This window comes from Streptomyces sp. NBC_01017, from assembly GCF_045162795.1.
Lineage (GTDB): Bacteria > Actinomycetota > Actinomycetes > Streptomycetales > Streptomycetaceae > Streptomyces > Streptomyces machairae.
Genome location: NZ_CP108683.1, coordinates 7879239 through 7906024, shown reverse-complemented (window position 1 = coordinate 7906024; position 26786 = coordinate 7879239). Strand labels below are relative to the sequence as shown.

At 71.5% G+C, this 26786-nt stretch carries 24 protein-coding genes; 10 read left to right on the top strand and 14 right to left on the bottom strand.

What is annotated here, in order from left to right; translation table 11 throughout:
- Window positions 1–32: 32 nt before the first annotated feature.
- Window positions 33–1838, top strand: a complete 1806-nt coding sequence (locus OG331_RS36255; RefSeq protein ID WP_406204354.1) for a bifunctional metallophosphatase/5'-nucleotidase — start codon at window positions 33–35, stop codon at window positions 1836–1838.
- A 28-nt stretch (window positions 1839–1866) separates the two neighbouring features.
- Here OG331_RS36255 and OG331_RS36250 read toward each other — a convergent pair whose 3' ends face one another.
- The 7 genes from OG331_RS36250 to OG331_RS36220 all read right to left on the bottom strand — a co-directional run bounded on the left by OG331_RS36250 (window position 1867) and on the right by OG331_RS36220 (window position 10411).
- Window positions 1867–3318: a lysine N(6)-hydroxylase/L-ornithine N(5)-oxygenase family protein gene (locus OG331_RS36250; RefSeq protein WP_406204351.1), complete on the bottom strand. Its 1452-nt coding sequence runs from the start codon at window positions 3316–3318 to the stop codon at window positions 1867–1869.
- The gene (locus tag OG331_RS36245) at window positions 3315–4760 is read right to left on the bottom strand and encodes a pyridoxal phosphate-dependent decarboxylase family protein (RefSeq protein WP_406210523.1); all 1446 of its coding nucleotides are present in this window, start codon (window positions 4758–4760) and stop codon (window positions 3315–3317) included. Before OG331_RS36245 ends, OG331_RS36250 begins: the two co-directional genes overlap by 4 nt.
- A 159-nt stretch (window positions 4761–4919) precedes the next feature.
- On the bottom strand, window positions 4920–5753 hold the full coding sequence (locus tag OG331_RS36240; protein ID WP_406204348.1) for an NAD(P)H-binding protein: 834 nt from the start codon (window positions 5751–5753) through the stop codon (window positions 4920–4922).
- 121 nt (window positions 5754–5874) lie between these two features.
- Entirely contained in the window at window positions 5875–8379 is a 2505-nt protein-coding gene (gene pepN, locus OG331_RS36235; protein WP_406204345.1) for an aminopeptidase N, read from the bottom strand.
- A 56-nt stretch (window positions 8380–8435) separates the two neighbouring features.
- The gene (locus tag OG331_RS36230; RefSeq protein ID WP_406204343.1) at window positions 8436–8969 is read right to left on the bottom strand and encodes a two-component system response regulator; all 534 of its coding nucleotides are present in this window, start codon (window positions 8967–8969) and stop codon (window positions 8436–8438) included.
- 176 nt (window positions 8970–9145) lie between these two features.
- Window positions 9146–9499 (bottom strand): chorismate mutase, encoded by a 354-nt coding sequence (locus tag OG331_RS36225; RefSeq protein WP_406204340.1) that lies wholly within the window; start codon window positions 9497–9499, stop codon window positions 9146–9148.
- Window positions 9500–9523: 24 nt separating this feature from the next.
- Entirely contained in the window at window positions 9524–10411 is an 888-nt protein-coding gene (locus OG331_RS36220) for a helix-turn-helix domain-containing protein (RefSeq protein ID WP_406204337.1), read from the bottom strand.
- Between the two features lie 92 nt (window positions 10412–10503).
- On the opposite strand from OG331_RS36220, the gene OG331_RS36215 reads away from it, so the two are divergent.
- The gene (locus tag OG331_RS36215) at window positions 10504–12276 is read left to right on the top strand and encodes a glycoside hydrolase family 35 protein (RefSeq protein WP_406204334.1); all 1773 of its coding nucleotides are present in this window, start codon (window positions 10504–10506) and stop codon (window positions 12274–12276) included.
- Window positions 12277–12298: 22 nt separating this feature from the next.
- Here OG331_RS36215 and OG331_RS36210 read toward each other — a convergent pair whose 3' ends face one another.
- Window positions 12299–13096, bottom strand: coding sequence for a S1 family peptidase (locus tag OG331_RS36210; protein ID WP_406204331.1), 798 nt, complete (start codon window positions 13094–13096; stop codon window positions 12299–12301).
- A 160-nt stretch (window positions 13097–13256) separates the two neighbouring features.
- Here OG331_RS36210 and OG331_RS36205 point away from each other — a divergent pair, with 160 nt between their 5' ends.
- Window positions 13257–14153, top strand: a complete 897-nt coding sequence (locus tag OG331_RS36205; RefSeq protein ID WP_406204328.1) for a hypothetical protein — start codon at window positions 13257–13259, stop codon at window positions 14151–14153.
- Window positions 14154–14173: 20 nt separating this feature from the next.
- Here OG331_RS36205 and OG331_RS36200 read toward each other — a convergent pair whose 3' ends face one another.
- Window positions 14174–15217: an SDR family oxidoreductase gene (locus OG331_RS36200; RefSeq protein WP_406204325.1), complete on the bottom strand. Its 1044-nt coding sequence runs from the start codon at window positions 15215–15217 to the stop codon at window positions 14174–14176.
- Window positions 15218–15230: 13 nt separating this feature from the next.
- Entirely contained in the window at window positions 15231–15977 is a 747-nt protein-coding gene (locus OG331_RS36195; protein ID WP_406204322.1) for an SDR family oxidoreductase, read from the bottom strand.
- A gap of 54 nt (window positions 15978–16031) precedes the next feature.
- Here OG331_RS36195 and OG331_RS36190 point away from each other — a divergent pair, with 54 nt between their 5' ends.
- From OG331_RS36190 to OG331_RS36170, 5 genes are read left to right on the top strand one after another with little or no spacing between them, the layout of a single operon-like run.
- Window positions 16032–16790 carry an enoyl-CoA hydratase family protein gene (locus OG331_RS36190; protein ID WP_406204320.1) on the top strand — a complete coding sequence of 253 codons (759 nt, stop codon included), beginning with the start codon at window positions 16032–16034 and terminating at the stop codon, window positions 16788–16790.
- The gene (locus OG331_RS36185) at window positions 16791–17627 is read left to right on the top strand and encodes a CoA transferase subunit A (protein ID WP_406204317.1); all 837 of its coding nucleotides are present in this window, start codon (window positions 16791–16793) and stop codon (window positions 17625–17627) included.
- Window positions 17624–18373, top strand: coding sequence for a CoA-transferase subunit beta (locus OG331_RS36180; RefSeq protein WP_406204315.1), 750 nt, complete (start codon window positions 17624–17626; stop codon window positions 18371–18373). Before OG331_RS36185 ends, OG331_RS36180 begins: the two co-directional genes overlap by 4 nt.
- Entirely contained in the window at window positions 18373–19437 is a 1065-nt protein-coding gene (locus OG331_RS36175; protein WP_406210520.1) for an NAD(P)H-dependent flavin oxidoreductase, read from the top strand. Before OG331_RS36180 ends, OG331_RS36175 begins: the two co-directional genes overlap by 1 nt.
- Window positions 19434–20075, top strand: coding sequence for an SIMPL domain-containing protein (locus tag OG331_RS36170; RefSeq protein ID WP_406204312.1), 642 nt, complete (start codon window positions 19434–19436; stop codon window positions 20073–20075). Before OG331_RS36175 ends, OG331_RS36170 begins: the two co-directional genes overlap by 4 nt.
- A gap of 2 nt (window positions 20076–20077) precedes the next feature.
- On the opposite strand, the gene OG331_RS36165 is transcribed toward OG331_RS36170, so the two are convergent.
- From OG331_RS36165 to OG331_RS36155, 3 genes are read right to left on the bottom strand one after another with little or no spacing between them, the layout of a single operon-like run.
- Complete coding sequence (locus tag OG331_RS36165) at window positions 20078–21235, bottom strand: acetyl-CoA C-acetyltransferase (RefSeq protein WP_406204310.1); 1158 nt, start codon at window positions 21233–21235, stop codon at window positions 20078–20080.
- A gap of 26 nt (window positions 21236–21261) precedes the next feature.
- On the bottom strand, window positions 21262–21897 hold the full coding sequence (locus OG331_RS36160; RefSeq protein WP_406204307.1) for a TetR/AcrR family transcriptional regulator: 636 nt from the start codon (window positions 21895–21897) through the stop codon (window positions 21262–21264).
- 15 nt (window positions 21898–21912) lie between these two features.
- Window positions 21913–22695 carry an SDR family oxidoreductase gene (locus OG331_RS36155; RefSeq protein WP_406204304.1) on the bottom strand — a complete coding sequence of 261 codons (783 nt, stop codon included), beginning with the start codon at window positions 22693–22695 and terminating at the stop codon, window positions 21913–21915.
- Window positions 22696–22764: 69 nt separating this feature from the next.
- On the opposite strand from OG331_RS36155, the gene OG331_RS36150 reads away from it, so the two are divergent.
- Window positions 22765–23904, top strand: a complete 1140-nt coding sequence (locus OG331_RS36150; RefSeq protein ID WP_406204301.1) for an acyl-CoA dehydrogenase family protein — start codon at window positions 22765–22767, stop codon at window positions 23902–23904.
- A gap of 220 nt (window positions 23905–24124) precedes the next feature.
- Entirely contained in the window at window positions 24125–25090 is a 966-nt protein-coding gene (locus tag OG331_RS36145; protein WP_406204298.1) for an acyl-CoA dehydrogenase family protein, read from the top strand.
- Here the strand turns inward: OG331_RS36145 and OG331_RS36140 are convergent.
- On the bottom strand, window positions 25068–26714 hold the full coding sequence (locus OG331_RS36140; protein WP_406204296.1) for a cytochrome bc complex cytochrome b subunit: 1647 nt from the start codon (window positions 26712–26714) through the stop codon (window positions 25068–25070). The two genes, OG331_RS36145 and OG331_RS36140, sit on opposite strands and share 23 nt — an antisense overlap.
- Window positions 26715–26786: the final 72 nt, after the last annotated feature.

Here is a 26786-nt window from a genome sequence, read left to right as displayed (position 1 = left end):
CGTTGTTGACCATTCGCCCAGGAGAAGCACTCATGCCGTTGAACCGCCGTAAGTTCCTGACGAAGTCCGCCGTGACCGGAGCGGGGGTGGCGGTGGCCGGTGCGGTGAGCGCCCCGGCGGCGCAGGCCGCGCAGCCGGCGAAGGCGTCCCGGCCGAAGAAGCGGTACGCGCTGACGGTGATGGGCACGACCGACCTGCACGGCAACGTCTTCAACTGGGACTACTTCAAGGACGCGGAGTACGCCGACGCCAAGGGCAACGCGAAGGGCCTGTCCCGGGTCTCGACGCTGGTGAACCAGGTCCGCGACGAGAAGGGCCGCCGCAACACGCTGCTCATCGACGCGGGCGACACGATCCAGGGCACCCCGCTGACGTACTACTACGCCAAGGTCGACCCGATCACCGCCAAGGGCGGTCCGGTCCACCCGATGGCGGCGGCGATGAACGCCATCGGGTACGACGCGGTGGCCCTCGGCAACCACGAGTTCAACTACGGCATCGAGACGCTGCGCAAGTTCGAGGACCAGTGCCACTTCCCGCTGCTGGGTGCGAACGCACTGGACGCGAAGACGCTGAAGCCCGCCTTCCCGCCGTACTTCATCAAGAAGTTCCACGTGCCCGGCGCCCCGTCGGTCAAGGTCGCGGTCCTCGGTCTGACCAACCCCGGCATCGCGATCTGGGACAAGGCGTACGTCGAGGGCAAGATGGTGTTCCCGGGTCTGGAGGAGCAGGCCGCGAAGTGGGTGCCGAAGCTGCGCTCGATGGGTGCGGACGTGGTGGTCGTGTCGGCGCACTCCGGTTCGTCGGGGACGTCGTCGTACGGTGACCAGCTGCCGTACATCGAGAACTCGGCGGCACTGGTCGCCCAGCAGGTGCCGGGCATCGACGCGATCCTCGTCGGGCACGCGCACACGGAGATCGCGGAGCTGCTGGTCACGAACGAGAAGACGGGCAAGACCGTCGTGCTGTCCGAGCCGCTGTGCTACGCACAGCGGCTGTCGCTGTTCGACTTCGAGCTGGTCCTCGACAAGGGCTGCTGGAAGGTCGAGTCGGTGAAGGCGACGGTGCGCGACTCGAAGACGGTCGCCGACGACCCGAAGATCACCAAGCTGCTGAAGGACGACCACGACATCGTGGTGGAGTACGTCAACCAGATCGTCGGCACGGCGACCGAGAAGCTGACGACGGTCGACGCCCGCTACAAGGACGCCCCGATCATCGACCTGATCACCAAGGTCCAGGAGGACGTGGTCAAGGCAGCCCTGGCGGGCACGGAGCATGCCTCTCTGCCCGTCATCTCCCAGGCCTCCCCGTTCTCGCGCACCTCGGAGATCCCGGCCGGCAACGTGACCATCCGGGATCTGTCGAGCCTGTACGTGTACGACAACACGCTGGTCGCCAAGCTGATGACGGGTGCGCAGGTCAAGGCGTACCTGGAGTACTCGGCGGAGTACTTCGTGCAGACCGCCGCCGACGCGGCCGTCGACGTCGACAAGCTCACGAACGCCGGCAACCGCCCCGACTACAACTACGACTACGTGTCGGGGCTGTCGTACGAGATCGACATCGCGCAGGCGGCGGGTTCGCGGATCAAGAACCTGGCCTACAACGGTGCCGCGCTCGACGACGCCCAGAAGTTCGTGTTCGCGGTGAACAACTACCGGGCCAACGGCGGCGGCGCGTTCCCGCATGTGGCGTCGGCTCAGGAGCTGTGGTCGGAGTCGACGGAGATCCGCACCCGGATCGCGGAGTGGGTGACCGCGAAGGGCGTGCTGGACCCGAAGGACTTCGCGTCGGTGGACTGGAAGCTCACGCGGAACGGCACGCCGGTGTTCTAGCCGGAGTCGAACCAACCGGTCAGGAGCCTCAGATCCCGTCCATCAGCGGTGTCAGCACCTTCGGCTGACGCGCCCGCGGGATCCGGGGCTCCCGCTGTTCGAGGCCGAAAGTGGTGAACGACGTACGGCTGGGCAGCGGGTAGGTCTCCTTGCCGGTGACGGAGTTGAGGATGCTGGCGCTGCGCCAGGCCGCGAGACCGAGGTCGGGGGTGCCGACGCCGTGGGTGTGGCGCTCGGCGTTCTGGACGTAGACGTTGCAGCCGGAGCCGGTGACGGACGGGTCCATGACCAGGCGGTACTGGTCGTCGATGCGCGGGCGTTCCCGGCTGTCGAGGCGCATGTAGGGGTCGAGGCCGGCGAGGATGCGGGTGAGGGGGCGCTCGCGGTAGCCGGTGGCGAGGACGACCGCGTCGGTGGTCAGGCGTGAGCGGGTGCTCTGGTGGACGTGCTCCAGATGGAGCTCCACCTTGGTCGTGGCGATCCGGCCCGCGGTGCGCACGTGCACGCCGGGCGTGAGGACGGTGTCGGGCCAGCCGCCGTCCAGGGTGCGGCGGTAGAGCTCGTCGTGGATGGCGGCGAGGGTCTCGGCGTCGATGCCCTTGTGGAGCTGCCACTGCGAGGCGACGAGCTTGTCGCGGACCGGTTCGCCGAGTGCCTGGAAGTAGCGGGTGTAGTCGGGGGTGAAGTGCTCCAGGCCGAGCTTGGAGTACTCCATGGGCGCGAAGGCCTCGGTGCGCCCGAGCCAGTGCATCCGCTCGCGCCCGGCCGGCCGGCGCCGCAGCAGGTCGAGGAAGATCTCGGCACCGGACTGTCCGGAGCCGATGACGGTGATGTGCTCGGCGGCGAGGAGCCGCTCGCGGTGTTCGAGGTAGTCGGCGGCGTGGATGACCGGGACGGCGGGCGCCTCGACGAGGGGCCTGAGCGGGTCGGGGACATCCGGTTCGGTGCCGATGCCGAGGACGATGTTCTTCGTGTACGTACGGCCGAGCGCCTCGGCTTCTCCGTCCGGGGCGAGCTGGGTGAAGTCGACCTCGAAGACGTCGCGTTCGGAGTTGAAGCGGACCGCGTCGACCTGGTGGCCGAAGCGCAGCCCGGGGAGGTTGTCGCAGACCCAGCGGCAGTAGGCGTCGTACTCGGCACGCTGGATGTGGAAGCGCTCGGCGAAGTAGAAGGGGAAGAGCCGGTCGCGGGTCCTGAGGTAGCTGAGGAACGACCAAGGGCTCGCGGGGTCGGCGAGCGTCACCAGGTCCGCGAGGAAGGGGACCTGGATGCGGGACCCCTCGATGAGCAGCCCGGGATGCCAGGCGAACGCGGTGCGCTGCTCGTAGAAGACGGCGTCGAGTTCGGCGAGGGGGTGGGCCAGGGCGGCGAGGGAGAGGTTGAAGGGGCCGACACCGATGCCGACGAGGTCGCGGGGGGTGTCGGGGTCCTGGCCCGGGGGGTTGGAGTGCCGGTCGGCTGGGTTGGTCTGCGGGGTCATCCGGGGGTGTTTCCTTCCACCAGTTTCAGGAGGGCGGCCAGGTCGTCCGGGCGCGTGTGGGGATTGAGGAGGGTCGCTTTCAGCCACAGGCGACCGTCTATGCGGGCCCGGCCGAGGACGGCGCGGCCGTCGGTGAGGAGCGTTCGGCGTACGGCGGCGACGGCGTCGTCGGTGGCGTGTGCGGGCCGGAACAGGACCGTGCTGATGGTGGGCTGGTCGTAGAGCTCGAACCCGGGGTGACCGTGGACGAGGTGGGCGAACTCCAGGGCTCTTGCGCAGACTTGCTCGACGAGCCGGCCGAGGCCGCTGCGGCCGAGGGCCCTGAGAGTGACGGCGATCTTGAGGACGTCGGGTCGGCGGCTGGTACGCAGGGACCGGCCGAGCAGGTCCGGCAGGCCGGCCTCGACGTCGTCGTCGGCGTTGAGGTAGTCGGCGCGGTGGTGGAGCACGGCGAGGCCGCCCGGGTCACGGACGGCGAGGAGCCCCGCGGCGACGGGCTGCCAGCCGAGCTTGTGCAGATCAAGGGTGACGGTGTCGGCGGCGTCGAGGCCGGCCAGCCGCTCGCGGTACCGGTCGCTGAACAGGAGGCCTCCGCCGTAGGCGGCGTCGACGTGCAGCCGGGCGCCGTGGGCGGCGCACAGGGCGGCGATCTCGGGGATCGGGTCGATGAGCCCGGCGTCGGTGCTGCCCGCGGTGGCCGCGACCAGGTGAGGGCCGGGCAGCTGGGTGAGGGCCTCGTCGAGTGCGGCGGGGTCGAGGACACCGGCGGGCGCGGGCACGACGACGGGGTCCGGCAGCCCGAGCAGCCAGGCGGCACGGGGCAACGAGTGATGAGCGCTCGCCCCGTGCACCAGCCTGAGTCCGGCGCCGTGCGCTTCTCGGGCGAGGAGGAGGGCGAGTTGGTTGGATTCGGAGCCGCCGGTGGTGATCAGGGCGGTGGGGGGTCGGTGGGGTGGGGTGGCTCGGGGGGCCGGGGTGACGCCGGGAGCCGGGGTGACACGGCGACCCCGCTCGCCTCCCTCGCCGCCGAAGACCTCCCCCGCGAGCGCCTCCGTCACCAGCGCCTCCAGCTCCGACGCCCCAGGCGCCTGGTCCCAGGAGTCCAGGGAGGGGTTGAGGGCGGAGGCGGCCAGATCGGCGGCGGTGGCGAGGGCGAGGGGTGGGCAGTGGAGGTGGGCGGTGCACAGGGGGTCCGCCGGGTCTGCGGCGGCTTCCGCGAAGGCCCGGACGAGGGTGTGCAGGGCGTTCGGGTCGCCCTCGTCCGGCAGCGCGTCCCCGACCGCGGCCCGCATGCGCTCGGCCACCGCGTCCGGGCCGCCCGAAGGCAGGGGGCCCCGGCGTGCGCGGGCGCCCTCGCCCAGCGCGTCGAGCACGGTGTCGAGCAACGGCCGCAGGGCATGGGGGCCTTCCGGGCCTGAAGCGAGCGACGGCAGCGTGCTCATCGTGGCCTCCCGGGCGCTGGACATGAGGGACTTCCAGCTTGTACGCAGATACGCGATGACGCCCGAAAAGCCCAATGATCGGAACCCGAAAGTGGGTATTTCCGTACGGGGAACGCGTGTCGGAGGCGAGGTGCCCAGGTCGGCGGAGTAAGGGGTGCCTCAGTGCCGGAAGTCGGCCGCGTGGTCCTCGGCCCACCGGGCGAAACTGCGGGCCGGAGTGCCCGTGATCCTCTCCACCGCGTCGGTGATCTCCGGCTGCACGCCTACCGTGGCCTCGAAGGCCTTGAGCAGGTCCTTGACCATGTGCGGCGGAACGAACGGGAACAGTTCGGGGCCCGCCTGGTCCGGCGTCACCTCGATGAACTCGAGCTCGCGGCCGACGGCCCGCCCGATCGCCTCGACCTGACCGGCGTTGGATATCGCCTCGGGACCGGTGAGCCGGTGGACGGCGCCCTCGTGGCCGTCGTCGAGAAGGGCACGTTCGGCGACGGCGGCGATGTCGTCCTCGTGGATCGGCGCGCCGAGCCCCTCCGCGAAGACGCCCCGGACCCGGTTGCCGGCGCGGATCTGCGGGGCCCACTGGAAGGCGTTCACGGCGAAGGCGTTGGGGCGCAGGAAGGTCCACGTGAGGCCGCTGTCGAGGATCTGCCGCTCGGCGGTGGCGTGCATGACGTGGATGGGGTGGGACTCGTCGGCGTCCTCCTGGATGATCCCGGAGGACAGCAGGACGACGTGCCGGACCCCGGCCGCACGCGCCGCCGCCAGGAAGGCCGGGGTCTGTTCGCCGACGGCCTGGACGTACAGGAACAGGCTGGTCGCGCCCTCGAACAGGGCGGCAGGCCGGTCGGGTTCGAACCGGACCACCTCGGCGCCCGCGGGCAGTCCGGCCCGCTGCGGATCGCGGGTCAGCGCCCGCACCGGCCGGTCCGCGGCGGCGAGACGTTCGACGAGGGCACGGCCGACGTTGCCGGTGGCGCCGGTCACTACGATCACGGTTTCTCCAGGGCTGAAGGCTGAGGACGGACTGATCGGCCTCTGACTCGTTCGAGCCTAGGAAGGAAGATCAGCCCACCGCATCGGCCATGGGAACCAGCGCCGCCCTACGTCGCAGGGCCTAGCCCTTTCCTCCCTCCCGCACCCGCAACGCCCGCGCCAGGTCGTCGAGGTGGTCGGCGAGCCGGCGTCGCAGTGCCGGGACCGGCTCGCCGTCGCGCAGGCACTCCTCGCCCAGCCGCAGGGACTCGGCGTCGACGGCGTACCCCGGGAAGGCGTACCGGCCGGCGGCGTCGGCGATGGCCGGGCCGCGGCGGGCGGCGACGGCGACCGCGTCCTTGTAGTAGCGCGGCACGTACTGCCGCAGCAGGTCGGTCTGTTCGGGCTGCCAGAAGCCCTGGGCGGTGGCGGCGAAGAGGTAGTTGGACAGGGCGGTGGCGCCCTCGCCGGCGAACATGGCGTCCCACGCCCTCGCCTTGGCCTCCTCGTCCGGCAGGGCGGCCCGGCAGCGGGCGGCGCCCTCCTGGCCGGTGGCGCTCGGGTCGCGTCCCAGTTCGGCGGCGATGGCGGCCTCGTCCACGGCGCCGAGGACGGCGAGGCGGCCCAGGACGCGCCAGCGCAGCTCGGGGTCGAGTTCGGGTCCGCCCGGCACGGTGCCGTCGGCGAGCCAGGCGGCGATGGTGTCGGGGTGGGCGGCGACGTCGATGAAGTGGCGTACGGCGATCAGGCGCAGGCCGGGGTTGTCGCCGTCCTCGGTGCGACGGATGAGGTCGCGGCACAGGGCGGAGAGGGTGGCCAGGGCGGCGGGCCGCTCCTCGGGGGTGAGGTAGCGGTCGGTGACCTGGGCGGCGGCGAAGGCGAGGACGCCCTGGACGATGGCGAGGTCGGTCTCGCGCGGGAGGTGGGCGCGAGCGGCCTCCAGGTAGGCGCCGGCGGCCAGTTCGCCGTCGCGGACGGCGTCGCGCAGCGCGTTCCAGACGACCGCGCGGGTGAGCGGGTCGGGCAGGCCGGCGAGGCTGCTGCGGACGGTCTCGAAGGACCCGGGGTCGAAGCGGACCTTGGCGTAGGTCAGGTCGCAGTCGTTGACCAGCAGCAGGGCCGGGCGCTTGCCGATGGGCTGCGGGGCGCTCTGCGGGATGTCGACGTCGAGGTGTTCGCGCAGCGTGAGGTTGCCGCCGTTGTCGCCGAGGTCCTGGTCGTACAGGCCGACGGTGACGCGGTGCGTGCGGCTGCCGGTGTGGTCGACGGTGAGGGTGTAGGTGCCGTTGTCGCCGGGGGTGACGGCCGGGGTGAGGGTGTCGACGCCGGTGGTGCGCAGCCAGGAGTCGGCCCAGGCGTGGACGTCGCGCTCGGTGGCGGAGGCGAGGGAGTCGATGAAGTCGGCGAGGGTGGCGTTGCCGAACTTGTGGCGGGCGAAGTGGGTGTTGATACCGGCGAGGAAGTCCTTCTCGCCGAGCCAGGCCACCAGTTGCCGCAGCGCGGAGGCGCCCTTGGCGTAGGAGATGCCGTCGAAGTTGAGCATGGCGGCGGCCGTGTCGTCGACGGCCTCGGGGGCCACGGGGTGGGTGGAGGGGCGCTGGTCGGCGTCGTAGCCCCAGCCCTTGCGGGCGATGCCGAAGTCGACCCAGGTGTCGGTGAAGCGGGTGGCTTCGGCGCAGATCTGGTAGCCCATGTACTCGGCGAAGGACTCGTTCAGCCAGATGTCGTCCCACCAGCGCAGGGTGACGAGGTCGCCGAACCACATGTGGGCCATCTCGTGGGCGATGACCATGGCGCGGACCAGTCGCTCGGTGTCCGTGACGGCGGAGCGGTACACGAACTCGTCGCGGAAGGTGACCAGTCCGGGGTTCTCCATCGCGCCGGCGTTGAACTCGGGGACGAAGGCCTGGTCGTAGGAGTCGAAGGGGTAGGGCTCGTCGAACTTCTCGTGGAAGCGGTCGAAGCACTGCCGGGTGACCTGGAAGAGCTCGTCGGTGTCCACGTCCAGGTAGGGGGCGAGGGAGCGGCGGCAGTGGAGGCCGAAGGGCAGGCCGCGGTGCTCGGTGCGCACCGAGTGCCAGGGGCCGGCGGCGACGGCGACGAGGTAGGTGGAGATCGGCGGGGTGGTCGCGGCCTGCCAGCGGCCGGGGCCGAGGTGCTCGGTGACGCCGTTGGCGAGGACGGTCCAGCCCTCGGGGGCGGTGACGGAGAGGTCGAAGACGGCCTTCAGGTCGGGCTGGTCGAAGGCCGGGAAGACCAGCTTGCAGTCGTCCATCGCCAGCTGGGTGTAGACGTAGCTCTCGCCGTCGGTGGGGTCGGTGAAGCGGTGCATGCCCTCGCCGGTGCGGGAGTAGCGCATGGCCGCGTCGACGCGCAGTTCGTGCTCTCCGGCGGTGAGGTTCTTCAGGGGCAGCCGGTGGTCGTCCAGGGTCTCCGGGTCGAGGGGGTGTCCGTCCAGCGTTACGGAGCGCAGCTCGGCAGGCTTGATCTCGACGAACGTGTCCGCGTCGGCGCGCGTGGTGAACCTGATGACGGTCCGCGAGTCGAAGGTCGTGTCCCCGGTGGTCAGATCGAGTTCGATCGTGTAGCGGTGGACATCGAGAAGCTGGGCACGGGTCTGCGCTTCGTCGCGCGTCAGTACGGACATGCAGGACATGCTGCCTGATGCCGCTGACAAGGCACAGGGGCGGATCACTACGTACGTTATGTCCGGTTCCCCGCCGGGGTGTCGCGCTGTGGCGGAACGCAGGCGTCCGGGTGCGGGAGGGGCGGGCGCGGTCCGGGTTCCTCGACCTCGGCATGGCCCTTGACCAGGGCGCGTAACTCCCGGACCTCCTCCACCAGTGCGCGGTTGCGCTCGTGGGCGTCGTACAGGTAGCGGACCTTGGTGCGCAGCGCCCACGGGTCGATGGGCTTCAGGACGAGGTCGGCGACGCCGAGCCGGAAGGCGGTGGAGGTCAGTTCCTGGTCCGCACCGAAGCCGGTGAGGAGGATGACCGGTATGTGCTGGGTCTGCTCCACCCGTCGCATGTAGCGCACGACGTCCAGGCCGCTGACGCCGGGCATGCGCACGTCCAGGAGCAGAAGGCCGACCCTGCCGCGGAGCACCTGCTTGAGCGCCTCGTCACCGCTGGTGGCCCGGGCCAGCAAGTACCCCAGCGGGGCCAGGGCACTCTCCAGCGCGTACAGCGTGTCCTCGTGATCGTCGACGATGAGGATCTTGGCATCCGACGGCATGGCCCGACGTCCCTCCCGCGTGGACATCCAGGGTATGTCCGGGGCGCTGACGGGGAGTGCGCGTCAGCTGACATGCGGTGCACAGCGCAGCATGCCCCGCGCGGGCCGCCGTGTCACTCCCTCGGGGAGGGTCTGTCTGCATCCCGTCGTCCGGTCGGGCCCAGGTCGTGTCCGGCCTAGGAGCGGTTCGGCGTGGACGCGGTGCCGTTGACGGTGTCCTCGGCGATGCTCTCGTGGTGCCTGATGACCTCGGCGATGATGAAGTTGAGGAACTTCTCCGCGAAGGCCGGGTCCAGCTTGGCGTTCTCGGCGAGGGTGCGCAGGCGGGCGATCTGGCGGGCCTCGCGGGCCGGGTCGGCGGGCGGGAGCTGGTGCTCGGCCTTGAGGTGGCCGACCTGCTGGGTGGCCTTGAAGCGCTCGGCGAGCATGTGGACGACGGCCGCGTCGATGTTGTCGATGCTGTCGCGCAGCCGGGCGAGCTCTTGACGGACGGCCGGGTCGACGTCATTGGAGGACGTGTTGCTGGTCATGAGCGCCCAGCCTACGGGGCCCGCTCAGGTGGTCGTTCGTCCGATCACGGGTGGATCGTCGGGGTCGGGGACCTGGTTGCTCCAGCCGCCCGGGACGGTGCGGCCCTGCTGGGCGCGGAAGCGGACCGGGGCCATGCCGACGCGGCGGGTGAACAGGCGGGAGAAGTAGGCGGGGTCGTCGTAGCCGACGCGGCGGGCGACGGCGGCTACGGGCAGTTCGGTGGCGGCGAGCAGTTCCTTGGCGCGGCCCAGACGGATGCCGAGCAGATAGTCCTTGGGGCTGCATCCGGCGCCGCGCCGCACGGCGGTGCGCAGTTCGGCGAGGGTCATGCCGTGCCGGGCGGCGTGGTCGGCGACCGTGAGCGGCAGGCACGCGTCGCGTGCGAGGGCCTTGAGGACCTGGTCGCCGTCGGGGGCGAGGTCGGCGCGGGCGCGGCGCAGGGCGACGAGGAGCTCGTGGACGGCGGCGCCGGTCTCCACCTCCAGCAGGGGGTTGTCGCGGCGCGCGGCGCGGGCGATGCGCCCGATGACGGCACGTGGGCCGGCGGCGTCGGACAGCGGTACGACGGGCCTGCCGGGCTCGATGTAGCCGAGTTCGGTGTACGTCTGCGCGGCGGGTCCGGTGAAGTCGACGAAGCCCTCGTCCCAGCCGGTGCCGGGGTCGGGCGCGTAGTGGTGCGGCACGCCGGGGGTCAGCCACAGCAGCGCGGGCGCGGTGACGGTCGTACGGCGGCCGTCGGGGGCGGCGTACCAGCCGGCGCCGGTACTGATCACGACGGCGACATGGTGGTCCAGGACCCTCGGTCCGACGGTCGGCAGGGCGCCGTACTGGAGGCCCACGCCGAGGCAGACGAGGCCGAGGCGATGGTGGGCGGGGCCGGGCGTGAAGAAACGCATCCAGGTGTGATACATCCGCGTGCCTGCCTCCCGTCCGCTCCTTCGGTCCAAGCAGCGCTGATCTTTGTCCATGGACCCTGACCTGCGCCAGAGGCGATCGTGGGCGCATGAGCGAGTTCACGGTGGGGGACGAAGACTTCCTGCTGGACGGGCGGCCGGTGCGGCTGCTGTCCGGCGCGCTGCACTACTTCCGGGTGCACGAGGCGCAGTGGGGGCACCGGCTGGCGATGCTGCGGGCGATGGGTCTCAACTGTGTGGAGACGTACGTGCCGTGGAACCTGCACGAGCCGCGGCCGGGCCGGCACCGGGACGTGGGGGCGCTGGGCCGGTTCCTGGACGCGGCCCGGGAGGCGGGGCTGTGGGCGATCGTGCGGCCGGGGCCGTACATCTGCGCCGAGTGGGAGAACGGCGGGCTGCCGTACTGGCTGACGGCCGAGGTGGGCGCACGCGCGCGTACGCGTGACGAGCGCTACCTGGGCCGCGTGGCGAGCTGGTTCCGGCATCTCCTGCCCGAGATCGTGCCCCGGCAGCTGGACCGCGGCGGCCCGGTGATCATGGTGCAGATCGAGAACGAGTACGGCAGTTACGGTTCCGACGCGGTGTACCTGCGATGGCTGGCCGGCCTGCTGCGGGCCGAGGGAGTCACGGCTGCGCTGTTCACGTCGGACGGCCCCGAGGACCACATGCTCTCGGGCGGCTCGGTCCCGGGGGTCCTGGCGACGGTGAACTTCGGGTCCCACGCGCGAGAGGCGTTCGAGACGCTGCGTCGGCACCGCCCCGACGGCCCGCTGATGTGCATGGAGTTCTGGTGCGGCTGGTTCGACCACTGGGGCGGCGAGCACGTCGTTCGGGATCCCGGGGACGCGGCGGCGGCGCTGCGGGAGATCCTGGAGTGCGGGGCGTCGGTCAACCTGTACATGGCGCACGGCGGCACGAGCTTCGCGGGCTGGGCGGGTGCCAACCGGGGCGGCGGCGCGCTGCACGACGGGCCGCTGGAGCCCGACGTGACGTCGTACGACTACGACGCCCCGATCGACGAGTGCGGCCGCCCGACGGAGAAGTTCTGGGCCTTCCGGAAGATCCTCGCCGGCCACGCCGCCGGTCCCCTGCCCGAAGTCCCGCCCGCGCCCGCGCCGTTGGGTGCGCCGGCCGAGGCGGCCCTGACCGACTGGGCGCCACTGAGTGACGTACTGGAGACGCTGGGCGGCCCGGAGACGTCCGGCCCCGTCCCGCCGGCCTTCGAGGAACTGGGCGTCGAGCGGGGCCTGGTGCGGTACGAGGTGACGGTGCCGGGGCCGCGGCAGCCGTATCCGCTGACGGTGCGCGGGCTGCGGGATCTCGCCGTGGTGTACGTCGACGGGGAGCGGGCCGGGGTGCTCACGGAGGAGGACGCGTGCCTCAAGGAGCCTGTCGCGGGGCACGCGCGCGTGGAGCTGTGGGTGGAGTCCCTGGGGCGGGTGAACTACGGGCCGCGGCTGGGCGAGCCCAAGGGGATCACCGGGGGCGTCCTGCACGAGCGGCAGTATCTGCACGACGTGCGCGCGCGTGGGCTGAGTCTGGAGGCGCTGGACGAGATCGAGAGGGTCCGGGCGGTGCCGTCGCGGGAGCTGCCCGAGGACGGTGCCCCGGGGCTGTACCGGGGCACCGTCATGGTGCGGGGCGCCGGTGACGCCCGTCTGGAGCTGCCGGGCCGGACCCGGGGGTTCGTGTGGATCAACGGCTTCAACCTCGGCCGCTACTGGTCCACCGGCCCGCAGTGCTCGCTGTACGTCCCTGGGCCCGTCCTGAGAGAGGGCGGCAACGACGTGTGGCTGCTGGAGCTGGAGGGGACGACCCGGTCCGGCGAGGCGCAGGCGGCCCCCGTCCTCCGGGCCGTCTGACGCCCGCAGGTGCTGCGGCTGCCTACAGCGCGTCCGCCGCGCGGGCGATGTCCTTCGCGAAGTGGCTGACCTCGGTGTAGATGCCGGGCACGCCGGGCCGGGCGCAGCCGTCGCCCCAGCTGACGATGCCGACCTGGAGCCACTTGCCGGCGTCGTCCTTGCGGAACATGGGGCCGCCGGAGTCGCCCTGGCAGGTGTCGATGGCGCCGCGCTGATAGCCGGCGCACAGTTCCTCCTTCGACACCAGCCGGTTTCCGTAGTGCCGCTTGCACACGCGGTCGGCGACGAAGGGGACGGTCGCCTTGCGGAGCTTGGTCGTGCCCGTGTTGGCTCCCTCCTTGGTGTCACCCCAGCCGGCGATCGTGAACATGCCGCGGTTGTAGCGGTCCGTGGTGGCGATCTTCAGCGTCGGCTTGTCGATGGGCCGGGCGAGCTTGATCAGCGCCCAGTCCTTGCCGGTGCCGTCGTAGCCCGGGGCCACCTTGACCTTGGTCGACTTGACCTTGATCGCGGAGCCGGAGGTGATGTCGTTGGCACCCGCGGTGACGGTGATGCGGGTGTTGTTGCCGGAGCCCTCCATGCAGTGGGCCGCGGTCAGGACGACGTCCTTCTTGTAGAGCGCCCCGCCGCAGCCCATCGAGAGATGGACCATGAACGGGAACTCATTCTGCGCGGCGGGCGTTCCACCGACGATGCGGGTGGACGCGGCCTGCGCGCTGAGGGGCTGGAGGGAGGCGACCGCGAGCGCGACGGCAGCCACCGCCGCGGCCCTCTTCGCCAGGGTTATGCCGCTTCTCTTCGGCGAGCTGTGGGTCAACATACGTCCTTTCATGGCGTGTTGAGCGGCCCGCAGTATGAAGATCAGGTGGCATGTCTGGCAAGGACGGATCTCACGCCCCGGGCGTGGAACCCCGCCAGGGAAAATCCCCTCACATCCCCGTAGAGTGGAATCGGGTTCAAGGCGTCTTGGGGGTACGGGCGTGGCGAACGGCGGACCGGTCCAGCACGGCTTCCCGCACCTGGAGACGGTGCGGGCCTCGATCACCGCGCTCTACAGGCGGCTTTCCTACGACACCGTCCAGACGTTCGGGACCAGTGTGGTACCGGCCGATGTGGCGTTCTGCGACACGGACGATCTGTATCTCGGTGCGCAGCGGGTGGCCCGCGAACTGGTGCGGCACTACCGCCTGCCGGACGCCCGTCTGATCGTCAGCTTCCGGGAGATGACGCACGCGGCGAGCGTCGAACTCGCCGCCGGGCCCGAGTACTTCATCGAGCTGAACGACCGTTTCCGCACCCATCGCCGGGACATCGGGGCGGCCCTGGCCCATGAGGTGATGCACGTGTACCTGCATCGCCTCGGGCTGTCCTTCTCCGGCACGCGCGACAACGAGATCCTCACGGACACGGCGACGACGTATCTCGGCGCGGGCTGGCTGCTTCTCGACGCCTACCGGGAGGACTCGGCGTCCTCGCAGAAGCTGGGGTATCTGACGCCGGAGGAGTTCGGGTACGTCCTCGCCAAGCGGGCGCTGGTCTTCGGCGAGGATCCGTCGGTGTGGTTCACGAGTCCGCAGGCGTACACGGCGTACGGGAAGGGCATGGCCGAGGCCCGCCGCGACGAGCAGCAGCCTCCGCTGACGGCGGCGGGGTGGGCGGGGCGGCGCCGCTACGCCCGCGATCGGCGTCACGCCCAGGACCAGCACGGGGCCGGGCCCGGGTCCGGGGTGCCGTACGAGTTCACGCCGGATGGGCGGGGGCCGCTACGGGTGTCGTTCCCGTGTCCCACGTGTCAGCAGCGGATTCGCGTGCCGGTGCAAGGGAGGGTTCGGGCGCGGTGCGGGTTGTGCAGGACGGTGTTGGAGTGCGACACGTAGCGCTGCGGGCGAAGAAAACCTCACGCCCCGTACACCGCCCCCGGCACCCCTGCCTCCCCCAACAGCTTCACCGCCACCTCCCCCGCCTCCTCCGGGGTCCACCGCGCCCCCTTGTCCACCGTCGGCCCCGCCCGCCATCCCTCCATCACCGTGATCCGCCCGCCCTCCACCTCGAACACCCTCCCCGTCACCCCGTCACTCGCCGCCGAACCCAGCCACACGACCAACGGGGAGACGTTCTCCGGAGCCATGGCGTCGAAGCCGGCCTCGGGGGCCGTCATCGACTCGGCGAAGGCACGCTCCGTCATCCGCGTGCGCGCCGCCGGGGCGATCGCGTTGACCTGGACGCCGTAGCGGGCGAGCTCGGCCGCCGCGACCAGGGTCAGCCCGACGATTCCGGCCTTCGCGGCGCTGTAGTTGCCCTGCCCGAGCGAGCCCGACAACCCCGCCCCACTGCTTGTGTTGACGATCCGGGCGACAGGGGAACGGCCCGCCTTCGCCTCCGCCCGCCAGTGCGCGGACGCGTGCTTCAGGGGGAGGAAATGACCCTTGAGGTGGACGCGTACGACGGCGTCCCAGTCGTCCTCGTCGAGGTTGACCAGCATCCGGTCGCGCAGGAACCCGGCGTTGTTGACGAGCGTGTCGAGCCGCCCGTACGTCTCCAACGCGGCCGCCACCAGCGACGCCGCCCCGGCGCTGGTCGCCACGTCACCCCCGTGCGCCACCGCCTCACCGCCCGCCGCGCGGATCTCGTCGACCACGTGCTGGGCAGGGCTGCCGCCGACCACCACGCCCCCGGCCGGACCGCCGCCGGCCGCCACTCCGGCCGGGCTGCCGCCGGCCGCCTCCTCGGGCGAGCCGTGAAGGGCTCCTTGCGAACGCGGCGCTCCATCGGCAGCCTTCCCGCCCGAGCCCCCACCCACCATCGCCCCGTCGAGCCCCACACCAAGGTCATTGACGACCACCTTGGCCCCCGCGGCAGCGAACGCAAGAGCATGCGCACGCCCGAGCCCGCGCCCGCCACCCGTCACGGCGACGACCCGTCCCTCACATATCCGGCTCATGTCAGGCCTCCCTTCACGTTCGTGCCTCCTTGTTGACCGTCGCGGCATCCAGGAACACCGGCCGCTCGCCCCCGCCGTGCACGAGCAGGCTCGCCCCGCTGATGTAGGCGGCGGCGTCGGAGGCGAGGAAGGCGGCGGCCGCGCCGATGTCGGACGGTTCGGCGAGGCGCCCCAGCGGGACGGTGCGGGAGACGCCGGCGATGCCGTCCTCGCCTCCGTAGTGGAGGTGGGACTGCTCCGTGCGGACCATGCCGACGACCAGCGTGTTGACCCGTACCTCCGGCGCCCACTCCACCGCCATCGAGCGGGCCAGGCTCTCCAGTCCGGCCTTGGCGGCCCCGTACGCGGCCGACCCGGGCGACGGGCGGCCGCCGCTGACGCTGCCGATCATCACCACCGAGCCCCGCACCCGCTTCAGATGCTCGTACGCGGCCAGGGACGCCGTCAGCGGCGCGACGAGGTTCAGCTCGATCACGCGCGCGTGCCGGACGGCATCCGCGTCCGTCAACCTCCGGTACGGCGTGCCACCCGCGTTGTTGACCAGGACGTCGAGGCGGGGCAGGGCCGCGAAGAAGGCCTGTACGGCTTCCGGGTCACGGAGGTCGAGCGCCCTGAACTCGGCCCCTGGGAGCGGGACTTCGGGTGGTCTGCGTGCGCAGACGACGACGTCCGCGCCGGCCTCCACGAACGTCCTCGCAATCCCGGCGCCGACACCGCGCGTACCTCCGGTGACGACCACGACCTTCCCGTCCAGCCCCATTCCCGGCTACCCTTCACCTAACAAACGTTTGGTGGAAAGGTAGCTGATGCGGCCATGAGTGTCTCCACCTCGTCTCCGGAAAAGGGGGCGGAGAAGAATGGGATCGCCGTCGTCACGGTCGACTTCCCGCCGGTGAACGCCCTGCCGGTGGACGGCTGGTTCGCCCTGGCCGACGCCGTGCGCGCGGCCGGCCGCGATCCGGACACCCGGTGTGTCGTCCTCACGGCCGAGGGCCGCGGGTTCAACGCGGGCGTGGACATCAAGGAGATACAGCAGGACGGGCACCGTGCGCTGATCGGCGCCAACCACGCCTGCGCGCAGGCCTTCGGCGCCGTGTACGACTGCGAGGTGCCCGTCGTGGCGGCGGTGCACGGCTTCTGCCTGGGCGGCGGCATCGGCCTGGTGGGCAACGCGGACGCGATCGTGGCGAGCGAGGACGCCACCTTCGGACTGCCCGAGCTGGACCGGGGGGCACTGGGCGCGGCCACGCATCTGGCCCGGCTGGTCCCCCAGCACCTGATGCGCGCGCTGTACTACACCTCGCGCACGGCGACCGCGGCCGAGCTGCACGCGCACGGCTCGGTGTGGCGGGTCGTACCGCGCGCGGAACTGCATGCCGCCGCACTGGAGTTGGCCGGCGAGATCGCGGCGAAGGACGGGCAGCTGCTGCGCCTGGCCAAGGCCGCCATCAACGGCATCGACCCCGTCGACGTGCACCGCAGCTACCGCTTCGAGCAGGGATTCACCTTCGAGGCCAACCTCAGTGGGCTGGCCGACCGGGTCCGTGACACCTTCGGAGAGAAGGGTGCGTAGGTGAGTGACAAGACGATGACCGCCGACGAGGTCGTCTCAAGGCTGCGGAGCGGCATGACCCTCGGCATCGGCGGCTGGGGCTCGCGCCGCAAACCGATGGCCCTGGTCAGGGCCCTGCTCCGGTCCGGCATCACCGACCTCACTGTCGTCTCGTACGGCGGTCCGGACGTGGGCATGCTGGCCGCGGCCGGACGGATTCGGAAGCTGGTGGCGGCTTTCGTGACCCTCGACTCGGTCCCCCTCGAACCGCACTACCGGGCGGCACGCGAGGGCGGCGCCTTCGAGCTGACGGAGATCGACGAGGCCATGTTCATGTGGGGCCTGCACGCGGCGGCGAACCGGCTGCCGTTCCTGCCGGTGCGGGCCGGGACCGGCTCGGACGTGATGCGGGTCAACCCCGGCCTGCGCACGGTGACTTCGCCGTACGACGACGGGGAGACGTTCGTCGCCATGCCCGCCCTGCGCCTGGACGCGGCCCTGGTCCATGTGAACCGCGCCGACCGGCTGGGCAACGGTCAGTATCTGGGCCCCGACCCGTACTTCGACGACCTGTTCTGCGCGGCGGCGGACACGGCATACGTCTCCTGCGAACGGATCGTCGACACGGCCGAGTTGACGAAGGAGGCGCCACCGCAGTCGCTGCTGATCAAGCGGCACACGGTGACAGGCGTGGTCGAGGCCCCGAACGGCGCGCACTTCACGTCCTGCGCCCCCGACTACGGCCGGGACGAGGCCTTCCAGAAGACGTACGCGACCACCCCCTGGCCGGAGTTCGCGGCGCGCTTCCTGGGCGGGGACGAGCAGGCGTACCAGGCGGCGGTCAAGGAGGGGACATGAGTCAACGCGGCGACATGAGTCAGGCGGTGGCTCGGGCCACCCGCGCCGAGTACTGCGTGATCGCCTGCGCCGAGGCCTGGCGGGACGCCGGCGAGATCCTGGCGAGCCCGATGGGCCTCATCCCGTCCGTGGGGGCCCGGCTGGCCCGGCTGACCTTCGCGCCGGACCTGCTGCTGACCGACGGTGAGGCGATGCTCGTCCGCCCGGACGGCACGACCGAGGGCTGGCTGCCCTACCGGCAGCATCTGGCGCTGGTCAGCAGTGGCAGGCGGCACGTGATGATGGGCGCCAGCCAGATCGACCGCTTCGGCAACCAGAACATCTCGTGCATCGGCGACTGGGAGCGGCCCAAACGGCAGTTGCTGGGGGTGCGGGGCGCGCCGGTCAACACCCTCAACAATCCGACCAGTTACTGGATCCCCCGGCATTCCCGGCGGGTCTTCGTCGAGAAGGTCGACATGGTCTGCGGAGTCGGCTACGACCACGCGGGCGACGCCCGGTACCACCGCATCCCCCGTGTCGTCTCCGACCTCGGCGTCTTCGACTTCGCCACGCCGGACCACGCGATGCGGGCGGCCTCGCTGCATCCGGGAGTCACACCGGCGCAGGTCAGGGAGGCCACCGGCTTCGACCTGGCCGTCCCGGACGACGTACCGCCGACCCGTGAGCCCACCGCCGAGGAGCTGCGGCTCATCCGCGAGGTGATCGACCCGGAGAACACCCGCGCCAGGGAGGTCGGTGCGTGATGGAGACACCGCTGACCCGGCTCGTCGGCGTCCGCCACCCGATCGTGCAGACGGGGATGGGCTGGGTGGCGGGCCCCCGCCTGGTCTCGGCGACGGCGAACGCGGGGGCGCTGGGCATCCTGGCCTCGGCGACGATGACCGTCGACCGGCTGCGGGAGGCGATACGCGAGGTCAAGTCCCGTACGGACGCGCCGTTCGGCGTGAATCTGCGGGCGGACGCCGCGGACGCCGGCGACCGGGTCGGCGTCATGATCGAGGAGGGGGTGCGCGTCGCCTCGTTCGCTCTCGCGCCGTCGCGTGAGCTGATCGCCGAGCTGAAGGACGCGGGCGTGGTCGTCGTGCCCTCGATCGGGGCCCGGCGGCATGCCGAGAAGGTCGCGGCGTGGGGCGCGGACGCGGTGATCGTGCAGGGCGGGGAGGGCGGCGGACACACCGGCGAGGTGGCGACGACGGTGCTGCTGCCGCACGTGGTCGACGCCGTGGACATACCGGTGGTGGCGGCGGGCGGTTTCCACGACGGCCGGGGGCTGGTCGCCGCGCTGGCCTACGGGGCGGCCGGCATCGCCATGGGCACCCGGTTCCTGCTGACCTCGGACTCGACGGTGCCGGAGGCGGTGAAGGCCCGGTATCTGGCGGCGACGGTACGGGACGTCACGGTCACGCGGGCGGTCGACGGGCTGCCCCACCGGATGCTGCGTACGGAGCTGGTGGCCGAGTTGGAGAACGCCGGCCGCGCGAGCGTGCTCTTCCACGCCCTGCGGCGGGCGGCGGGCTTCCGGCGGCTGTCCGGACTGACCTGGCGGCAACTGGTCCGCGACGGCGTCGCCCTGCGGCACGGCAAGGACCTCACGTGGAGCCAGGTCCTGCTCGCCGCCAACACCCCGATGCTGCTCAAGTCGGCCATGGTGGACGGCCGTACGGATCTGGGGGTGATGGCGTCCGGGCAGGTCGCCGGAGTGATCGACGATCTGCCGTCGTGCGCCGAACTGGTGGAGCGGATCATGGCCCAGGCCGCGCGAACCATGAGCGGACTGTCGGTGGGCGGTGCTTCAATGCCCGCATGACGGAGACGATCAAGGAGCCCTGGGGGCTCAGCGTTTTTGGCGCGGGCAGCGTGCGGGCGGAGCCGCAGCTGGTGCGGGTGAAGCTGGGGGTGGAGGTGCTGGAGCCCGCCCCCGGCCAGGCGTTCCACGAGGCCGGCAGCGCCGTGACAAGGCTCCGCGAGGTGCTGCGCCGGCACGGGATACCGGACTCCTCGGTCTCCGGCTCCCGACTGAGGCTCAGTTCGGAGTACGGCCATGCCAATGGCGCCCGGAAGTTCCTCGGCTACCTCTGCCAGGCCCAGTACGTCGTCGAGACCGAGGCGCTGGACGACCTCCAGCAGCTCATCGTGGAGGCGGTGGAGGCCGGCGCCCGCAGCATCGACGGCGTCGAGTTCGACGTGCACGACAAGCCCGCGCTGCGGGACGAGGCGCGCCACCGGGCGGTGGCGGCCGCCCGGCGCAAGGCCGAGGTCTACACGGAGGCCGCCGGCGTGCCCCTGGGGACGGTGATGCACATCCAGGACGTGGACTCCGAGTCGTACGAGTTCCGCCAGTACCGCGGGCACGGCGGCGGTGGCGGCGCTTCCGCGGGCGACCTCGCGCCGGGGATGGTGGAGGTGTCCGCGGGCGTGGTGCTGGGCTTCTCACTGGGCGGCTGAGGTCACAGCCGCTCGATGATCGTCACGTTGGCCTGTCCCCCGCCCTCGCACATCGTCTGAAGCCCGAACCGGCCGCCCGTGCGCTCCAGTTCGTGCAGGAGGGTCGTCATCAGCTTCACGCCGGTCGCGCCCAGCGGGTGGCCGAGGGCGATGGCGCCGCCGTTGACGTTGACCTTGCCGGGGTCGGCGCCGGTCTCCTTCAGCCAGGCCAGGACGACCGGCGCGAAGGCCTCGTTGATCTCCACGAGGTCGATGTCGTCGATCGACAGGCCGGTCTTCTTCAGGGCGTGGGCGGTGGCGGGGATGGGTGCGGTGAGCATGCGGATGGGGTCCTCGCCGCGCACCGAGAGGTGGTGCACCCGGGCCCGGGGCCTGAGCCCGTGCTCGCGCACCGCCCGCTCCGAGGCCAGCAGCATCGCCGCCGCGCCGTCGGAGACCTGCGAGGAACAGGCGGCCGTGACCGTGCCGCCGTCGATGACGGGCTTCAGCCCGGCCATCTTCTCCAGGGACGTGTCCCGGCGCGGCCCTTCGTCGACGGCGACGTCCCGGTAGGGCACGACCTCCCGCTCGAAGCGCCCTTCGTCGATCGCCCGCAGTGCCCGCCGGTGCGAGCGCAGCGCGAACTCCTCCTGGTCCTGCCTGCTGATCCCCCACTTGGCGGCGATCATCTCGGCGCCGGCGAACTGGTTGACCGGCTTCTCGCCGTACCGCGCCCGCCAGCCCTCGCTGCCCGCGAAGGGGCCCGCCGTGAGGCCGAGCGGCTCGGCGGCCTGCCGGGTGGCGAAGGCGATGGGGATCATCGACATGTTCTGCACGCCGCCCGCGACCACCAGGTCCTGGGTGCCGGACAGCACGCCCTGCGCCGCGAAGTGCACGGCCTGCTGCGAGGACCCGCACTGCCGGTCCACGGTCACCCCCGGCACCTCCTCGGGCAGCCCCGCCGCCAGCCAGCAGGTCCGCGCGATGTCCCCGGCCTGCGGCCCGACGGCGTCCAGGCAGCCGAAGACGACGTCCTCGACGGCCACCGGGTCCACGCCCGCGCGCGCCACCAGCTCCCCCAGCACATGCGCGCCCAGGTCGGCAGGATGGACCGCGCTGAGCCCTCCTTTGCGCCGCCCCACGGGCGTACGGACCGCTTCGACTATGTAGGCCTCGGCCATGACAACTCCCCAATGGGACCAGTGGGTTATGTGCGTACGGCGATCCCGTCCAGCACCATCGACAGGTACTGCCGGGCGATCTCCTCCGGGGTGTGCTGTCCGCCGGGCCGGTACCAGGACGCGGCGACCCACACCGTGTCCCGCACGAACCGGTAGGTGAGCCGGACGTCGAGGTCGGACCGGAACACCCCGGCCGCGACCCCGCGCTCCAGCGTGGACAGCCACGCCTTCTCGAACTTGCGCTGCGAATCGGCGAGGAACGCGAACCGCTCCTGCGCCACCAGTTGCCGGTTCTCCTTCTGGTAGATCGCGACGGCGGCGCGGTGCCGGTCGATCTCCCGGAACGACTCGGTGACCAGCGCCTCCAGCGTCTCGCGCGGGGCCGGCTCGGCCTCCAGGACGGCGTCGTAGCCGCTCCACAGCTCGTCGAGGAAGGAGCGCAGGATCTCTTCGAGCATCGACTCCTTGGAGTCGAAGTGGTAGTAGAGGCTGCCCGCGAGCATGCCCGCGTGGTCGGCGATCTTGCGTACGGTGGTGGCGTTGTAGCCCTGCTCGGCGAAGACCTCGGCGGCGGTGTCGAGGAGTTCGCGGCGGCGCGCCTGGGCGGCGGCGGCCGCGGGCTTTCCGGGGGCGGTCACCTGGGGCTTCTTCTTGGTCGGCACGGGTCCATTGTCGTCCTAGGCGTGCTGGCTGCTGACGGAGACGATCTCGCCCGTCATGTACGAGGAGTACTCCGAGGCCAGGAAGACGATCACGTTGGCCACCTCCCAGGGCTCGGCGTACCGGCCGAAGGCCTCGCGCGCGGTCAGTTCCTCCAGCAGCTCGGGCGTGGTCACCTTCGCCAGGTGCGGGTGCATGGCGAGGCTCGGCGCCACCGCGTTGACCCGCACCCCGTACTCGGCCGCCTCGATCGCGACGCACCGGGTCAGCGCCATCACGCCGGCCTTCGCGGCCGCGTAGTGCGCCTGTCCGGCCTGGGCGCGCCAGCCGACGACGGAGGCGTTGTTGACGATCACGCCGCCGGTGTCCCGCATCCGGCGCAGGGCGGCCCGGGTGCATCTGAACGTGCCGTTCAAGGTCACGTCGAGGACCTTCGACCACTGCTCGTCGGTCATGTCGACGAGCGGCGAAGTCCCGCCGAGGCCCGCGTTGTTGACGACCACGTCGAGCCGGCCGTGCTCGGCCACGGCGGTCTCGAACAGTGCCTGCACCTGCGTCTCGTCGGTGACATCGCACACCGCCGACGCCACCGCGCCCTCGAACTCCCGCGCCAGCTCCGCCTCGTACTCCTTCAGCCGGCGCGCGTGCGCGTCGCTGATCAGCACGCGGGCGCCCTCTTCGAGGAAGCGGCGCGCGGTCGCCCCGCCGATGCCGGCACCGGCAGCCGCGGTGACGACGGCCGTGCGTCCGCGGAGCAGTCCGTGCCCGGGAACGTACGCCGGAGCCTCGACGTTTGTCATGGCAGCACGCTAACCTACCAAACACTTGTTAGGGAAGAGCCGCAGGGCTCCGGGGGAGGGAGGGCGACGGTGGATCTGACCCACTCGAGCGCCGACGAGGCGTTCCGCGCCGAGGCCCGTGCCTGGCTGCACGCGCAGGTGCCACCCGATCCGCTCCCTTCCCTGGAGACCGAGGAGGGCTTCGCGGCGCATCGCGCGTGGGAGGCCGACCTCGCCGCCGACCGCTGGTCGGTGGTGAACTGGCCGACGGCGTACGGCGGCCGGGACGCCTCGCTCGTACGGTGGCTGCTGTTCGAGGAGGAGTACTACGCGGCGGGCGCACCGGGCCGCGTCAACCAGAACGGCATCAGCCTCCTCGCCCCGACCCTCTTCGACCACGGCACCGAGGAGCAACGCGCCCGGGTCCTGCCTCCCATGGCCACCGGCGAGGTGATCTGGGCGCAGGCGTGGTCGGAGCCGGAGGCGGGCTCGGACCTGGCGTCCCTGAAGTCGAGGGCCACGCGCGTGGCGGGCGGCTGGCTGCTGACCGGCCAGAAGACGTGGTCCTCACGCGCCGCCTTCGCCGATCGCGCCTTCGGCCTGTTCCGCACCGATCCGGACGCCCCGAAGCCCCACCAGGGCCTGACCTACCTGATGTTCGACCTGCGCGCCCCCGGCGTCACGGTCCGCCCCATCGCCCGCCTCGACGGCAAGCCCGCCTTCGCGGAACTGTTCCTGGACGAGGTGTTCGTGCCGGACGAGGACGTGATCGGCGAGCCGGGCCAGGGCTGGCGCATAGCGATGTCGACGGCGGGCAACGAACGCGGCCTGATGCTGCGCTCCCCCGGCCGTTTCCTGGCGAGCGCCGACCGCCTGCACGCCCTCTGGCAGGCCCAGGGCAGCCCGGAGAGCGCGAGGAACAGCGTGGCCGACGCCCTGATCGGCGCCCGCGCCTACCAGCTCTTCACCCTCGCCGCGGCCTCCCGCTTCCTCGACGGCGAGTCCATCGGCCCGGAGTCCAGCCTGAACAAGGTCTTCTGGTCGGAGTACGACATCGCCCTGCACGAAACGGCCCTCGACCTCCTGGGCCCCGAAGGCGAACTGACCGACACCGACTGGTCCGAGCGCTACGTCTTCTCCCTCGCCGGCCCCATCTATGCCGGCACGAACGAGATCCAGCGCGACATCATCGCCGAGCGGTTGCTGGGCTTGCCGAAGGGGCGGCGATGATGAGGGAGGCTCCGCCGATGCCAAGGGGGCGCCTCGGGCAGCGGGGGGCAGGGCGCCGCAGAAATCCAGGGCGCACCGCATTCCCGCCGGGCGAGCCACCACTCCCGACGCCGCAGTCGCCGGGGCGCCGTATTCCCCAGCGGGAACACCACCATCGCCACCACCACAGCCCCCCACCCCCCCACCAACCACCGCCCCCACCGCTGAAAGGACCCCGCTGATGAGGTTTCTCCTCGACCCCGAGCAGCGGGCCTTCGCCCATTCGCTGGACTCGATGCTGACGGCAGCCGGCACGCCGTCGGTCGTGCGGGACTGGAGCCGGGGCGAGCATGCGCGTGGCCGCGCGCTGTGGTCCCGTATCGCGGAGGCGGGGGTCTTCGCGCTCGCGGTACCGGAGGGGTACGAGGGGCTGGGCCCGCGGCCCGTCGAACTCGCCCTCGCCTTCGTCGAGTTGGGGCGGCATGCCGTGCCCGGGCCGCTGGTGGAGACGGTCACGGCGGCGGCACTGCTCGCCGAACTGCCCGACCCCGGCCCCGGCAAGCGGCTCCTGCCCGCGCTGGCGGCGGGCGAGGCCATGGCGACGCTGGCGTGGCAGGCGCCGTATGCCCTGGACGGCGACGCGGCCACGACCCGCCTCGCTCTCACCCCCGACGGCCTGTACCTCTCCCCCGGCCATGGCCCGGTGCGCCGCTCCCTGGACCCGGCCCGCCGCCTCACCCCCCTCGAACCCGGCGGCGAACTCCTCAGCCCGGATCCGCCGACCGCACAGGCCCTCGCCCACGCCCGTCTAGCCACCGCCGCTCAAGCCATCGGCGTCGGCCTCGCGCTGCTCGACAGAACCGTCGGCCACGTCAAGCAGCGCACCCAGTTCGGCGCAGCCATAGGTTCGTTCCAGGCGGTGAAGCACCGGCTGGCGGACGCGAAGACCGGCCTGGAGTTCGCCCGGCCGCTGCTCTTCGGTGCCGCGCTCACCATGGCGCCCGCCGACATCGCCGCCGCGAAGGTCACCGCCTGCGAGGCCGCGTACGCCGCCGCCCGTACCGCGCTGCAGTTGCACGGCGCGATCGGCTACACGGCGGAGTACGACCTGTCGCTGTGGCTGACCAAGGCCCGCGCTCTGCGCACCGCCTGGGGCACCCCGGACCTGTGCAGGGCCGAGGTGCTCAGTGGTGATCGCCGCTGGTGACCTCGCGGTACTCCTCCGCCGTCGGCTTGGTGATCCGCGTCGTCGGCCCGAACATCGCCCGCGCCAGCCGGGCCCGTACCCGCTGGACCGGGCTGACCCGGCGCCGGACGCCGCCTGCGTCGACCAGCGGGCCGATCTCGTACGGCGGCTCCTGCTCGTGCTGGGTGAGGGTGAACAGCTGCCCCTGCGACAGAGGCTCGTGGACCTCGACGTACGCCCCGTGCGGGAGCCGTTTGATGGTGCCCGTCTCCCTGCCGTGCAGCACGCTCGCCCGGTCCCGGCGCTGCAGCCCGAGACAGATGCGCTTGGTCACGTAGAAGGTGAGGACCGGCACGACGAAGACGGAGATCCGCACGAACCACGTGATGGCGTTGATCGACAGATGCAGATGGGTGGCCACGATGTCGTTGCCGCCGCCGATCAGCAGCACCGCGTACAGGCTCAGCCAGGCCGCGCCGAGGCCGGTGCGCACGGGCATGTTGCGCGGCCGGTCGAGGATGTGGTGCTCGCGTTTGTCGCCGGTGATCCACGCCTCGATGAAGGGATACAGGCCGAGCGCGAGCAGGATCAGCGGGAAGAGCGAGAAGGGGATGAAGACGCCCAGTTCCAGGGTGTGGCCCCAGGCGTTGAGCTCCCATCCCGGCATCACCCGGATCAGGCCCTCGGAGAAGCCGAGATACCAGTCGGGCTGGGCGCCCGTGGTCACCAGATCGGGGCGGTAGGGCCCGAAGGCCCACACCGGGTTGATGCTGGCGATGCCGCCCATGACCGTCAGCACGCCGAAGACGAGGAAGAAGAAGCCTCCCGCCTTGGCCATGTACACCGGCAGGAAGGGCATGCCGACGACCGTCTTCTGGCCGCGGCCGGGGCCCGGGTACTGCGTGTGCTTGTGGTAGAAGACCAGGATCAGATGGGCGACGACCAGGCCGAGCATGATGCCGGGCAGCAGCAGGATGTGGACCGGGTAGAGGCGTGCGATGAAGTCCTCGCCGGGGAACTCCCCGCCGAAGAGGAAGAACGCCACGTACGTGCCCACGATCGGGATCGACAGGATCGCTCCGTGCGCGAACCGCAGGCCGGTGCCGGACAGCAGGTCGTCGGGGAGGGAGTAGCCGGTGAGGCCCGTGATGATGCCGAGCATCAGCAGGGTCCAGCCGAACACCCAGTTCAGCTCGCGCGGCTTGCGGAAGGCGCCGGTGAAGAACACCCGCATCATGTGCACGAGCATGCCGGTGACGAAGACCAGCGCCGCCCAGTGGTGGATCTGCCGGATCAGCAGCCCGCCGCGCACGTCGAAGCTGATGTCGAGCGTGGACTCGTACGCCCGGGTCATGAGGACCCCGTTGAGGGGCTCGTACGAGCCGTTGTAGACGACCTCGTTGGTGCTCGGGTCGAAGAACAGGGTGAGGTAGACGCCGGTGAGGATCAGGATGAGGAAGCTGTAGAGGCAGACCTCGCCCAGCATGAAGGACCAGTGGTCCGGGAAGACCTTGCGCATGTTGGCCTTGGCCAGCGCGTACAGCCCGAGCCGTCCGTCCGCCCAGTCGGCGACCTTCTCGCCCTTCCCGGGCGGTGCGGGCCGCCTTGCCGCCGTTTCCTCGTTCCCCGATCGTGCGCCGTACATAGGTCGTCGCCTCCCCGTCGGATCACCCACAGGGTGACATGGCCCCACGGGCCACGCCAACGGGGCGAACAG

Bases quoted from the DNA above. Each gene is read 5' to 3' on its own strand.
- OG331_RS36255 (WP_406204354.1), top strand. From the start codon at position 33: ATGCCGTTGAACCGCCGTAAGTTCCTGACGAAGTCCGCCGTGACCGGA.
- OG331_RS36250 (WP_406204351.1), bottom strand. From the start codon at position 3,318: ATGACCCCGCAGACCAACCCAGCCGACCGGCACTCCAACCCCCCGGGC.
- OG331_RS36245 (WP_406210523.1), bottom strand. From the start codon at position 4,760: ATGAGCACGCTGCCGTCGCTCGCTTCAGGCCCGGAAGGCCCCCATGCC.
- pepN (WP_406204345.1), bottom strand. From the start codon at position 8,379: ATGTCCGTACTGACGCGCGACGAAGCGCAGACCCGTGCCCAGCTTCTC.
- OG331_RS36230 (WP_406204343.1), bottom strand. From the start codon at position 8,969: ATGCCGTCGGATGCCAAGATCCTCATCGTCGACGATCACGAGGACACG.
- OG331_RS36225 (WP_406204340.1), bottom strand. From the start codon at position 9,499: ATGACCAGCAACACGTCCTCCAATGACGTCGACCCGGCCGTCCGTCAA.
- OG331_RS36220 (WP_406204337.1), bottom strand. From the start codon at position 10,411: ATGTATCACACCTGGATGCGTTTCTTCACGCCCGGCCCCGCCCACCAT.
- OG331_RS36215 (WP_406204334.1), top strand. From the start codon at position 10,504: ATGAGCGAGTTCACGGTGGGGGACGAAGACTTCCTGCTGGACGGGCGG.
- OG331_RS36210 (WP_406204331.1), bottom strand. From the start codon at position 13,096: ATGTTGACCCACAGCTCGCCGAAGAGAAGCGGCATAACCCTGGCGAAG.
- OG331_RS36200 (WP_406204325.1), bottom strand. From the start codon at position 15,217: ATGAGCCGGATATGTGAGGGACGGGTCGTCGCCGTGACGGGTGGCGGG.
- OG331_RS36195 (WP_406204322.1), bottom strand. From the start codon at position 15,977: ATGGGGCTGGACGGGAAGGTCGTGGTCGTCACCGGAGGTACGCGCGGT.
- OG331_RS36190 (WP_406204320.1), top strand. From the start codon at position 16,032: ATGAGTGTCTCCACCTCGTCTCCGGAAAAGGGGGCGGAGAAGAATGGG.
- OG331_RS36180 (WP_406204315.1), top strand. From the start codon at position 17,624: ATGAGTCAACGCGGCGACATGAGTCAGGCGGTGGCTCGGGCCACCCGC.
- OG331_RS36175 (WP_406210520.1), top strand. From the start codon at position 18,373: ATGGAGACACCGCTGACCCGGCTCGTCGGCGTCCGCCACCCGATCGTG.
- OG331_RS36170 (WP_406204312.1), top strand. From the start codon at position 19,434: ATGACGGAGACGATCAAGGAGCCCTGGGGGCTCAGCGTTTTTGGCGCG.
- OG331_RS36165 (WP_406204310.1), bottom strand. From the start codon at position 21,235: ATGGCCGAGGCCTACATAGTCGAAGCGGTCCGTACGCCCGTGGGGCGG.
- OG331_RS36155 (WP_406204304.1), bottom strand. From the start codon at position 22,695: ATGACAAACGTCGAGGCTCCGGCGTACGTTCCCGGGCACGGACTGCTC.
- OG331_RS36145 (WP_406204298.1), top strand. From the start codon at position 24,125: ATGAGGTTTCTCCTCGACCCCGAGCAGCGGGCCTTCGCCCATTCGCTG.
- OG331_RS36140 (WP_406204296.1), bottom strand. From the start codon at position 26,714: ATGTACGGCGCACGATCGGGGAACGAGGAAACGGCGGCAAGGCGGCCC.